This window comes from Schaalia odontolytica, assembly GCF_031191545.1.
Classification (GTDB): Bacteria; Actinomycetota; Actinomycetes; order Actinomycetales; family Actinomycetaceae; genus Pauljensenia; species Pauljensenia odontolytica.
Genome location: NZ_CP133472.1, coordinates 1355189 through 1368362, shown reverse-complemented (window position 1 = coordinate 1368362; position 13174 = coordinate 1355189). Strand labels below are relative to the sequence as shown.

The window sequence follows — 13174 nt, the reverse complement described above, 5'->3', positions numbered from 1 at the left end:
GTCAGTATCCTCCCTCGGTCATCTTCTCTTCGATGACCCGTCCGCCGAGGATCTCCAGGACCGCTGCCAGGCCGATCATCTGCGAGTTTTCAATATTTTCGTCGTCGATGCTGGCGCTGTCGTCGTCGGCGGCATGGGTGCGGGTCGAGACGACAGCCGCCTCGCGCTGCGCCTTCTCACGCAGGGCTGCCTCTGCGGCGGCGCGGCCTGTGAGGGGTTCGCCGGGTGCGGGGCCGGAGTCGCGCGTAGGTTCGGGGCTTCCGCCATCCTGCGCGGGTTCGGGGGCCGCAGCCAGCCAGGCGGGCGCCTGCGCGGAGGCACTCGGGGCGGCGCTGATCGGGGTCACGTCGGCGGGTGGCGCGGACGCGGGCGGGGTCCACGAGTCGGCACCGTCGTCGAAGTTCACGGAGGCACCCCCGGAGATGACGACCGGGTCTCCCCACCCCGTCGGGGTCGACGGCGCATGGGCTGCGGGCTCGATCGACGCATCGTCAAAGACGGGGCCCGGGGTGGGCTCGGGCTGCGCGGGTACCTGCGCACTCTCCTCGCTCGGCTCAGGGTCGCCCGGGTAGCGGAAGACCGTGAAGGAACGCTTGCGCGGGGCTGCATCGCCGGTCGGGGACGAGGCCGGGGCTTCCTCGGGTACGTCGACTCGAGCCTGGGCAAGTGCTCGGGCGGCACGTTCGGGCAGCGGGCGGCGCTCGGCAGGCTGCGAGTCGGGTTCCTGGGCGATCGGTGCCGGCGCGGGCGCGAGTCTCTCATCCCGACGAGCCGGCGTCGCCGGTGCGGGCTCGGGCCAAGCAGCGTCATCGTATTCTGGCGCGGGTTCGGGTTCCGGTTCCGGGGCACGCGCGGGCTCGGGCCAGCCGGTCTCCACCGGTTCGGGCGCGCGCGCGGGTTCCGGCCAGCCGGTCTCCACCGGTTCCGGGGCAGGCGCAGGTTTTGGCGCGCGGGCAGGCTCGGGCCAACCGGCATCTACCGTCTGCGCTGCACGAGCAGACTCAGGTGCCGCCTGGTGTGGGGGTGCCTCGTCAATGGCCGCGATCGGTTCTGAGCCGTTCGCGCCCTCGTAGACGGGTTCGCCGTGGGGTGCCGCCTGCGCGGCGGCCTCATCAAAAGGGGGCGGCTCCGAGACCCAACCGCCGGGCTGGGAGGGGTGCGTTGCAGGAGCGGAGTGAGAGGCCTGCGCAGACGGACCGGTCGTCGCCGGGCCGCCGGAAGCCTGCCCGACCTGCGCGGACACACGCACGGTCAGGCCGGTGACCTCGCTGATGGCTTTCTCGACGTCGGCCGCGCGGGGGCCGCGCGAGAAGGCGTTAACCATGGCCTCGACCGGGAAGAGAAGCACCACGCGGGTGCCGTCGACAGCACCCAACTGGGCGTTGCCGCCGACCATCGACCACGTGACGCGGCTGATCGAGGACAGACGCTCGACGACCTCGTTCCAGCGGCCGCGCAGCATGTCGGCGTCGCGGCCGGAGGCGGGTGCCTCGGCACGGGTGGCGTCATCCACGCGCTGCGGCGGGGCCGGTTCGGGGCGCTGCTGAGCGGGCGGCTGGGTCTGCGTGGGCGCGGCCTCGCGGGCGGGTGCCGGTTCGCGGGCGGGCTCAGCGCCGCGGTGCGGAGAAGCATCGATGGAAGCGAGGCGCTGCTCGACGGCCTCACGACGCCGGGATTCGTGCGCTTCGGCCGGCGCGGGAGCGGAACTCTGCGCGGGAGCTGCCGACTGCTGCGGGGACCAGTCTGGGCCGCTTCCCCACGCGGGCATGCTCGGCGGGGCGCTCTCCTGAACCGGCGTCCGCGATGCGGGTGCCGAAGCCTCGGCCCGCTCCTGCTTCTTGCGTGCCAGGGCTTCGCGTGCCTCGCGGGCACCGAAACGACCCGAGGAGGCCTGCGGCGACGAAGCGGAGGAAGCCTCGCGCGGCGCTCCCCCGCCGGTCATGCCGACCATGCCCTGGACGGGTTCCTGGGCGGGGCCGGGGGCAGGAACGAGGATACGGCCGACGAGGAGCTCAAGCTGCAGGCGGGGCGAGGTCGCGCCCGTCATGGCGCGCAGGGCTTCGTCGGTCAGATCGGCGGCGCGGGACAGGCCATGCGGCCCCCAGTTCTGTGCCTGGCGCTGCATGCGCTCGAACTGGTCGTGCGGGGTGTCGGCCAGGACGTCGCGCGCGCCGTCCCCGGCGACCGCGATGATGAGGAGATCGCGCAGACGTTGGAGGAGGTCCTCGACGAAGCGGCGAGGGTCGTGTCCGGACTCGACCATGCGCTCGACGACGCGGAAGGCCGCGGCTCCGTCACCGCCCGCAAGGGCGTCGACCGACTCGTCCAGCAGGGCGGAGTCCGTGTACCCGAGCAGCGCGACGGCCGTCTGGTAGGTGACCTGGCCGTCAATCGCGCCGGCCATGAGCTGGTCGAGCACTGACAGGGTGTCACGCACCGAACCACCGCCCGCGCGCATGACGAGGGTCAGGACGCCCTCGCCCACGCCGACGTGTTCCTCGGAGCACAGGCCCGTCAGGTAGGGGCCGAGGACGTCCGGAGGGACCAGGCGGAACGGGTAGTGGTGGGTACGCGAGCGGATCGTGCCGATGACGCGCTCGGGTTCGGTCGTCGCAAAAACGAATTTGACGTGCTCGGGAGGCTCCTCGACAAGCTTGAGCAGCGCGTTGAAGCCCTGGTTCGTGACCATGTGGGCTTCGTCGATGATGAAGATCTTGTAACGGTCGCGCACCGGCGCGAAGGTGGCGCGCTCGCGCAGGTCGCGCGCGTCGTCGACGCCGCCGTGCGAAGCCGCGTCGATCTCGACGACGTCGAGCGAGCCGGGGCCACCGGTGGCCAGCTCGCGACACGATTCACACTGACCGCAGGGAGTATCCGTGGGTCCCTGCGCGCAGTTCAGGCAGCGCGCCAGGATACGCGCCGATGTCGTCTTGCCGCATCCGCGCGGCCCGGAGAACAGGTACGCGTGCGTCACGCGATTGGCGCGCAGCGCCGCCTTGAGCGGCTCCGTCACGTGTTCCTGGCCGATCACCTGGTCAAAGGTGTCGGGGCGATACCGGCGATACAGAGCAGTGGTCACCCCTCCAGGGTAGTGGGTGACGTCGTCGTTTGCGTATCGCCGCCCCCTCACTCTCACGCACGGTCCACGGATTCAGTCGGCCTTACCTCTCACCATCGACGTCACCAGCGCGACGCCGGGCAAGAATAGATGACACCAACGACGGCACCCAAACGCCCTCCTCGCAAACCCCGGACGCTTACCATTGATTCATCACAGTGAAGAATTGAGTCATCACACGTGAATGAGGTGCAATCATGAGAAACATCAGTGTCCGCCTCCTGCGATGCATCGGCGCATCGGCGACCACGATCGCTTGTATCGGCCTATTTCCGCTGGCCGCAACTGCCTCGGGCGCGAACGATGTCCCGTCGCTCGATACCTCCTCGCCTTCCGCGGCGGCCAGTCCCGACGTCGGCTCCGAGGCACCCGATCCAAGCGGCCACGAGGATTCATCGCCCGCGGCCGACGCTTCCGGGCAGGCCTCGGAACGCCAAGCGACCTCCCAGGCCGACGCGGCCACCGATTCGGTGGAAACCCCCTCCTTAGATCACGATTCCGCCTCGGCTGACACGCAGAGAGAACCTACGAGTCCGGAGGCAACCTCCGGCCATTGGGTTCGCCACGAGGCCGGCTGGCGCTACGAACTAGAGGACGGGACGTGGATACACAACGGCGTCTTCGACGTGGAGGGACACCGCTACGCGTTCGACGCTCGGGGCTACGTCCCGGTCGGATGGTACAAGGACCCAAGTGGCGCATGGTATGCGTCGACCGAGAACGGCGTGCGCACAGGCTGGTACCACGAGGGAGGTTCGTGGTACCACCTCGGTGACGGCGGCACGATGACGACCGGCTGGCTTTCCTCGGGCGGTTCCTGGTACCACCTGTCGGCAGGCGGACAGATGGTCACCGGCTGGTCCCGCATCGACGGCTCCTGGTACCACTTCGACGCATCCGGGGCGATGAGCGCCTCGCGATGGGTGCGTTCGGGTTCGTGGTACTACCTGGGCAACAGCGGTGCGATGGCAACCGGTTGGTTCGTCGCCGGAGGCACGTGGTACTACGCGGAATCGAACGGAGCGATGGCCACCGGGTGGGTTCTCTCCGACGGCTCCTGGTACCACCTGGATTCCTCTGGCGCGCTCTCCACCGGCTGGCTGCGCGACGGGGGCGGTAGCTGGTACTACCTGGATGCCACCCGAGGCGGCGCGATGGCCACCGGGTGGTCCCAGGTCGGCGGCACGTGGAACTACTTCGATCGTTGGAAGGGTTTCTGGGTGAGCAATCGGGCGGGGTTCGAGGCCGACTGGAACTACGCCAAGAGCCTGTACAGCCCCACGAACTACCTGGTGGTGGTGGACACCAGCGCCCCCCACTGCATGACCTTCTACTGGGCTGACGGATCGTGGCAGCCGCTTACCGACATGCCGTGCTCCGTCGGCAAACCCTCAACGCCGACGATCACGGGAACGTTCACCATCAAGAACCGAGGCCGCTCCTTCGGGCACGGCTACACCGCCTACTGGTGGACGCAATTCTCGGGAGACTACCTGTTCCACTCGGTCCTCTACTACGAGGGCACCTACACCATCATGGATGGCACCCTGGGTGGACACGTCTCGCACGGGTGCGTGCGCTTGCGCTACGAGGATGCCAAGTGGCTCCACGACACGATCCCCTCAGGGACATACGTGACGATCTACTGAGCGCCCGGCGTTCGGGGTCTGCCAGCCGGAGGCACACGCAGCTCACGCCTCTATCTGATGACCCGAAAGGGGTTGACGCGCAACCGGGAAATCTGTGCCGGGATTCTCGCATGAATCGTCTGGCAACCCCCGTCGAGGCTGACACTGCCCGCATCCCGCCGCGCGCCCCGCACGTGTGAGGGCCCGAGGAACCGAGGACGAGGCCGGGGTCCATACCACCAGCGCGCCCCGCACGTGTGAGGGCCCGAGACTCACGCCTCGGGCCCTCACACGTCACTCACTTCCTGCACCGTCTGGCGTGTAGGGCAGCGACACCCGCCATGGCGAGCAACGCGGCCAAACCAACCACCGTGTCTGCACCGGTGCGCGCCAACGCTCCTGCAGCAGAGGGAAGAAGCGGGTTCGAGGGGATCACGATGGGGGCCAACGGGAAGTCCGCATCGTCCTTGACCTCACCCTCAGACAGGGTCACTTCAAGGCTCGTCTGAGCGACGGCCTCGTACCCGGTGGGCACTTCGATGGTGACGGTGTAGGTGCCGGGAAGCAGCCCGTCAAAGCGGTATGAACCGTTGGCGTCGCTGGTTTGCCGGGCTATCTCCGTCCCAGACCCGTCACTCAGGATGACGACGACTCCGCTCAGGCTATCCTCGCCGGGTTCCTGCGTGCCGTTGCGATTGGCGTCAATCCAGACGCGGTCTCCGACGGAGGCTGGGGACACGAAACCAAAGTCAACGCCTTCGACGGAACCGGTCTCGGCCGACACGCTCACCTGCGCGGCAACGGACTTTTCGTTGATCTGTCCGCGTCCCTTGTAGGCCTGCGTGGGTAGGAGGCCAGCCAGGTCACCCGAATCGGTGCCGACGACGCTCACGCGGTAGGTCCCCGGAGCGATTCCGACGAACTGGTAGCGTCCGTCCTGATCGGTCGTCGCAGTCAGAGGCTGGCCGTCCTGTCCGGTCACCGGTTGTCCATCCGCGTCCAGCAGGACGACCGTAACTCCCGCGAAGGGGGTTTCCTGCTCGCCCTTCGAGTACGAGGCATCGGAGTCTCGGTAGACAAGCCCACCCAGGTTGTATCCTCCCTTGAAGTCGGCCGACGCCCGGTTGTTGGTCGTGTCGTCGCCCGACTGGTCCTGATGGGTAATCTGAGCGACATTCGACACGAGGGTTCCCGCGCTTTCGGACTCGACGCGAACAGTGATCACCAGGGTCCGCGACTCTCCCGAGGCAATGACCTGATCGGACAGATCCCACGCCCCCGAGGCCTGGTCGAAGGTGCCGTCGCCGGTTGCCGACACGAAGGACACCCCCGCGGGCAGCGGGTCCGAGGCGGTCACGCCGGTGGCGGGTCCGGGACCGTTGTTGGTGACGGTCAGCGTGTAGCTGATCTGCTTGCCCGGCGTGAACTGGAAGTCCTCCTGTTCGTCAGCGCTGGGGCTGGTGATCGCCTTCGCGATCGAGGTGTCGGCCGAGATCGCGAATGCCCAATCCTGATCCGTGCGGGTCATGTGGTCGCCGGTCAGTGTGAACTCGTTGGTGAGGGTCCACTCATTCCCAGGTGTGCGATCGGTGTCGCCACCTGGCGCGTGTGTCTGCACGTTCAGCAGGGCCTCGGCCTTCGTCAACGAATCGCGGTCGACCTCGATTGTGTAGCCTCCGGGCAACAGGTCGCTGAAGCGGTAGGAACCCTGTGCGTCCGTCACAGCCTCATAGGTTGCCGTAGCACCCTCCGGGCCGCGCCAGGTGAGCTTCACGGTGACACCGGCCAACGGGCGATCTCCCTGATCGGGCTCAGCTCCACCGCTGTGGTTGACGTCGACGAAGATGCGGTCACCGACCACTCCGGTGCCGACGGCGCCGAAGTCGATGGTGTCCTCGCTGCTGCCCTGCTCGAGCGTCACGTCAGCGTTGTCACCGTTCGAGTCTGCCTTCGGGTCACTGCCCGCACTCACCTGAGTCGGGGTGTATCCGGCCGGTGCCTGGAAGGACACCTTGTAGGTGCCCGGCAAGAGGTTCTCGAAGGTGTAATGCCCCTGCTCATCCGTCACGGCATCGGCCACGTCGTGGCCGTCAGCATCGGTGACGGGGCCGCCGTTGACGTCTGTGAGCCGCACGCGGACACCGGGAAGTTTCGGTTCGTCGGCACCTTGCACGCCATCACGGTTCACGTCGATCCAGGTGGTGTCGCCGATCGAAGCGGGCTTGACTCGACCGAAGTTGACGTCAACGACCGAGCCCGTGGCCTTGGCAATCGATACGTCCGCGGTGTTCTTGTAGCGGCTGTTGTATGCCTCCGTGGGCTTTGTTCCCTGCAGCGCTCCGCCGTCGGGATCCACGATGCTCACCCGGTAGTCGCCCAGGGGTAGTCGCGTGAAGGCGTATGTTCCATCCGCCTTCGTCTCAGCCGTCACCGGTTGAGAGTCGCTGCCCAGGACCGGCGTCCCATCCGGATGCGTCAGCGTCAGGCGCACTCCCGCGTACGGAGTCTCATTGTTGCCAGCGCTGAACGAGGCGTCGGCATCGTTGTAGACCTTGCCGGAGAGCACGTATCCGGCGCTTAGGTCCGCAGACGCGGTGTTATCGGATGCGTCGTCACCGATCTGGTCTTGCTGAGCGACAGTCACGGTATTAGTGACGACGCGTCCGGCCGCCTCAGGCGTGACTCGTACGGTGATGGTCACCGAACGCGTCGCGTCCTTGTCGATCACCTGATCGGAAAGGTCCCACACTCCGGTGTCGGCAGAATACGTCCCGTCACCGGCTGACCTGACGAACTCGACGCCGGCGGGCAACTTGTCGTTGGCGCTCCACCCGGTGACCGGGCTCGGTCCGCGGTTCGTCATCGTCAGCGTGTATGTCACTTCGACGCCGGGTTCGAAGCCACCGTCAGGCTCTGTCGCAGGGCTGGTGATTGCCTTTTCGACCGATGTATTCGCCGGTCCGGTAAACGCAAAGTCCTGCGATCCAACCGACATGTGTGTCGGCACCAGGCTGACTTTCGCGGTCAGGGACAGCTGCTGCCCCACAGAAGCAACCATGTCACCCGAAGGCGCGTGCGTCTGAGCCGTGCACTGCGGGCAGACGCCCGCCAACGAGTCCCTGTCGACGGTGATCGTGTAGTCGCCGGGGGCAAGGTCCTTGAAGGAATAGTGCCCGTCGGCGTCCGTCTGTGTCTCGATGGTTGTGTCCGTCCCGCCATCTCGGCGTATCAGTGTCACTGTCACACCGGCGAGGGGACGATCCACGGAGGTCCGAACAGCTCCATCCTGGTTGTTGATATCCCAGATCAGCGTTCCCTCAACGCGGCCGTCAGCGACCAGCCCCAGGTCAAAGGTGTCATCCACCTGGCCCTGCTTCAGCGAGAACAAGCTATTGTCCCCATTGGAGTCGATAGCACGATCCTCACCCACCTGGCTGGTTGTCGCCGAATACCCTTCGGGAAGGAAAAACAGGAGTCGATACTGGACGTCCGAGTTCTTCGGAGTCGGGAGCAAGTTGTCGAAATGATACTCGCCATTCTCATCGGTAAAGACCTGCTGCACCGGATTTCCGGACGCATCGAGCGCTCCCAGATCATCCGAATACATGACGTACACGCCTACGTGTGGGACTCCTCGTTCTCCCTCATCCTGGAGTCCGTTCTTATTCGCGTCAAACCACACGCGATTACCGATCTTTGCCGGCTTCGTGAAACCAAAGTCCACGTTCGAGGCATCGGGAGATTGTTGCGTCAAGGCGATCGGCGACGTGGTCGAGGAATCAACGCCAGCGTACGAGCGGTCCGGCGAACGGCCCCACGCATAGGTCGCGGTGTAGTCATCCATAGACACCTGCGCGCCATCCACTGTAGCGGTTCCTCGAGTGATCCTGACGGAGTAGGTTCCCATGGGAAGCCCCGGGAAGCTGTATGCTCCGTGGGCGTCGGTCGTCGTCGTGACTTCAGCTCCGCTACCGTCCAAGACCGGCCTGCCATTGCTATCGAGCAGTGTCAGCGTCACTCCCTCAAACGGCGGCTCGCCATCAACCGCACGCTTCCAGTCTGCGTCGGCGTCGTTATAGACGAGGCCCGAAATCGTGCCACCAACGGAGATATCAGCGGACGCCTCGTTGTTGGACGGGTCGCGATCGATCTGATCGTACTCGCCCATCACGGCGCGATTCGTGATGGTGTGTCCCCTCACCGTATCGCTGACCCTGGCGAGGATGTACAGGGTTGAGGATGCCCATACCGGCAAGTTGGTACCCGCCTGCTCCGATGGCATCACCTGCCATGTGCCCGACGCGGGGTCATAGCTTCCGTTCTCCGTCGTCCCAGCGCAGGGAACGACGGGTTGCTGACCATCACCGGGTGGGCACAGGCGCGTGTAGGAAGACACGTACTCGACCCCTTCAGGCAGTGCATCTTTCACAGTGATGCCGGTGGCCGCTGCCGGACCGTTGTTCGAGACGCTGATCCTGTAGAGAACGTAGTCTCCGGCGCTGAACAGCTGTCGGGGCGAGGTAGTCTGCGGCAATCCGTCCCCGTCCAACACCGGCTGGCCGCCGTTCATGACCGCCTTGACGGCGTCCTTATGCACCCCCAGGTCGGTGACGACCTCGATACCGACCTTCGGCGCTTCGGAGGGCAGGAGGTAGAGGGTCTTGCCGTTTTGGTCGTATCCACCGGAAAGCGCTGCGGAGTTCCACGCCGTGTAGTTCGCGGTTGTCGGCGAGGTTATGGGCGTGACAAAGCGGATCTTCTCTCCCGGCGCGATATCGCGGTTCATGACCAGTCGAAAACCGGTAACGTCCGCGAGGTCCGCCGGGGCGTCGCCCCACGCGTTGGGGGTACATCCCGCGGGCGCCTGATTCATTGAGCCGCCAGCGCTGAGCACCTCTCCGCGACACGGATTCAGTGCAGTCGTGTACTGCACGGTGACGTCAGCGGCGGGAACGGCAGAGACAGTTGGCTCCTTACCCGGATGCTCGGTGACGGACTCAAAACTCCACTGAGTCGAGTTGATCTGCGGCTTCCACTTCGATCCTCGTTCTTGGGATGCTGCTGGACCGACGCCGGTGTCGCCGGGGTGAGGCAACAGGTCATAGGCCACCGCCTGCCTCAGGGGAACATTGCCGGTGTTGGAGATGGTGAACCGGTATGCCCCGTCCGATCCGGGGTCAATCTGAGCGATCTTTGGGGATGAGACGAAGTCGGCGTCACGGTTGCCACGCACCTCCTTTTCGATGGTCATGCCCGGGGAAACAGCCACGATAAAGGACGAGGGGGTCTCGCACATGTAGTCGGTAGTACCCCCGCTGCCGTTAAGATCGAGAGTATCTTGCGCGAGAACTGCTCTGGGGCAATATTCCCTCAGGCGGAAGGAGGAGGTTCTGGTGTAGGGCTCGACCTCAGAGTCGATGAACTTCGCCTGCACCCGGTTCTCGACCTTGCCCGCGCCGAGCCGCGAGTCAGTCTTCGTATCCAGAGTGACGCGCAGCAGATTGTAAGAGGGGGTGGGCACAGTCAGGCGAATCAGCGTCCTCCCTGTCCCCTCATAGTCTTTGATGATCTCACGTTTGATCTGTGAGACGTCGTAGGGGGAACCATCAGGGTTCTTCAGAGCGGTAGCGCGCAATGCCGAATCAGGAATCTCGTCAATATCCACGCCGAGCGGCAGCAGATCCGTCACCACAAACGGTGAAGGAACTCCATTATCTTCCGGATTCCTGATGGAAACGTTCAGTGTGAGGGGGAGGCGATCGCCCGACTTTACCAAACCGCGTGGGGCGTCCACCGACGGGTGCAGCGACGGGAAGTCCGTTTTGACACGATTCCACGAACACAGGTTGTCGTTGGAGGCTAGAACCCGTCCGCTTGCTACGTCCGTCAACGTCGCAGAGGCGCAGTTCTGCACGCGAACGTATTCGTCCGACTTCACGTAGTTGAAGTAGGATTCGGGCTTGGAGGCGGGGTTGTACCGCGAGTCAAAGTCCGAAGGTTCCTCACGCGGAAAGTCCTCCGGGACGCGTCCACGGAACCACACTGTGGCACCGTTACCTGGAGCAACATCCGATTCAATGCGGATGCGCGTAATGTACTGCCCCTCCGGGAGTTCCACACGTTTCGTTTCCGTCTGGTTGTTGAGCACCACGTGCTCGCCCGTATTCGTCCAGTACTCCCAGTTCCACCCGTCTTCACTGCCGTTGGGGCGGAAGATATAGAAATCGTAGGGCCCCACGAGGGAAGGTTTGTCACATTTACCCGCTACGGCATCCTGCGTGCTCCAGGTGCACGGCAACGTGTCGTCCCACACCTGGTGCAGGGTTGTATTGCCTGAGTTGTTGACGGCGAAACGCCACTGGTACGTACCCTTGCGGAACGCCCCGTTATAGTCATCTCCCTGCTTAGAGATGGTGCCGCGAGGATTCGACGGAGCGAATCCGTGGGTTGCCTGAGACGACTTGCTGTAGGTGACGGCGGGATTATTCTTCTGCTCAGCGGTAATAGTCGCCGTATTGGTCACCTGATCGCTAATGTCATAGCTTCCCTGCGGGTATCTCAGGACAACCGTGTTTTGGATGGGGTTTTGCCAACTCCAGGAATCGTAGCTCCACGTCACCGTACGCGTTGCCGAGTCATAGACGCCGCCACCGGTCGCAGAAACAAACTCCGCACCTTCAGGCAACGGGTCGACAACCTTGATGTTTTGCAGCTCGACGAAACCAATGCCGTTTTGGTTGCCGTTGTATGCCGATCCATTCCAGCGGATACCGACGTAGTTTGAATCGGTGTTGTCTATCTGCTGGTATCCGTAGCGCAGTTGGTAGGAGGCCGTCGACCCGAAGGCGGGGGGCGCACCCAGCTTCTTCTTTTCGATGGCAACATCGGAGGTTGCCGTCAATGTGGTGGTCGCATGCGCATCAACAGATTCAGCGTTTTGCGCGCTGAAGGAGGCGGTCACATCGACCGTGGACCCGTCGGGGGCATCGTTGTTCGGGTACCACCAGTTGATTTGCAGCCGGTCGGAGGTTCCCGCAGCCAGGGGCTCTTTCATGTAGAAGGTGAGGCGGTACAGACCGGATCCAGGTACGGGATAGCTGGGCACCATCCGCTGCACATTGTTCCCCGACACGACGCTCGCACCGATCCGGGTCGTCAGGACCTGTCCGTCGGGTGTCGTGGGGGTTGGGATATCCACGGTGATCACGCCACCCCGACACGGCACGTTGACCGATGAGCAGGCAAAGTTGACAGTGGTGATCTGCGTGTCGCGGACCTTGACCCGATCGCTGTCATTGACGATGGTCATCGTCAGATTCGCCGTATCCCGTGCCTCGTCTATTGAACGACGTGACCTGGCACGCGGCTGATCGGACCCATCAGTCTGACCGTCACTCGCGTCCCCGGCCGGGACCGCGCCCGCTTCTTCCTCAGGTGCTGCTGTCGACGCCGGGGGGATCGTCCCGTCGGAGTCTTCAGCGACGCTTCCTTCAGGTACACCGGTGCCATCGGAGGCAACCTGAGCGGCGTCTGCCTCCTGCGTCGCTTCGTGATCCGCCGCAATGGCGGGAGTCGTCAGGGGAGTCAGGAAGCCCGCCAAGAACGATAGGACGATCACTAGACACAGCACGGCATAGCGAGCGGCTGTGTCGGAATGCCGTGAGTGCAGGGGGCGTAGGCGTTGCATAATATCCTCTTTGTTCGTCTGAGCCCGAGGCGCATCACAACAGAAGCGTTGTAGGCAAAGCTGGGAACAGCCAGCGACGCGCACCACTGATCAGGATACTGACTAACGTTATCCATGTAATTTCCTAATGACAATGATCGATGTGAGCTTTACCATTTGACTCTTCCGGCCTGCAATAACGCTTTTGCGAGTCAATTTCAGGCTTAACACTTATCAATTTGGTCAGAATTGCGAAGACCCCTTCGAATACCTGCGAGCACTCCGATTTCTATTGCGCGAAATACCAACGGTGACCACTCGATCATCGCCTGGCGCTGCACACATAAAGACCACCGGGTTAATGCAGGCTCGTGCCATCGACAGAATCATCGTTACTTGCTGGAACAATGACATGTCGCCGTACCGGGTACCCGATACGCGATGACCCACTGCCGCCCAGCTCTATCCGAGGCCGCCCCAATACTGACCGAGCACTCTCCAGCGCCTTCTCAACACTCGCTCCTGGGCCTACATCGCCAACCGCTGCCACACCGGGCCACCCCCTGTCGCGACCGAGCGCCTCATCATCACGTCACGGGAATTCGATGGCCCCTGTACCGCGGACAGGTCACACATTGATGCACCGCCCTGCCCTCAGGAGGCAACAGGCATCCGCATCACAACTCGCTCATCGGTCACTCTATTCACGCAACCCTCGACACTTGATAGCTACAACGCCAATCCTGAACAAGCAACGAAAAC

The 13174-nt window shown here is 64.1% G+C and carries 3 protein-coding genes; 1 reads left to right on the top strand and 2 read right to left on the bottom strand.

Annotated elements, in window-relative coordinates:
* Nucleotide 1: 1 nt before the first annotated feature.
* Nucleotides 2–3079 (bottom strand): DNA polymerase III subunit gamma and tau, encoded by a 3078-nt coding sequence (locus RDV55_RS05785; RefSeq protein ID WP_111823409.1) that lies wholly within the window; start codon nt 3077–3079, stop codon nt 2–4.
* Nucleotides 3080–3315: 236 nt separating this feature from the next.
* Here RDV55_RS05785 and RDV55_RS05780 point away from each other — a divergent pair, with 236 nt between their 5' ends.
* Nucleotides 3316–4767 carry a L,D-transpeptidase family protein gene (locus RDV55_RS05780; protein WP_111823408.1) on the top strand — a complete coding sequence of 484 codons (1452 nt, stop codon included), beginning with the start codon at nt 3316–3318 and terminating at the stop codon, nt 4765–4767.
* A 277-nt stretch (nt 4768–5044) separates the two neighbouring features.
* Here RDV55_RS05780 and RDV55_RS05775 read toward each other — a convergent pair whose 3' ends face one another.
* Entirely contained in the window at nt 5045–12364 is a 7320-nt protein-coding gene (locus RDV55_RS05775) for an SdrD B-like domain-containing protein (RefSeq protein WP_245907664.1), read from the bottom strand.
* Nucleotides 12365–13174 lie beyond the last annotated feature (810 nt).

What these genes read in the sequence shown, in the direction of transcription:
- RDV55_RS05780 (WP_111823408.1), top strand. Translation starts at nt 3,316, where the DNA reads ATGAGAAACATCAGTGTCCGCCTCCTGCGATGCATCGGCGCATCGGCG.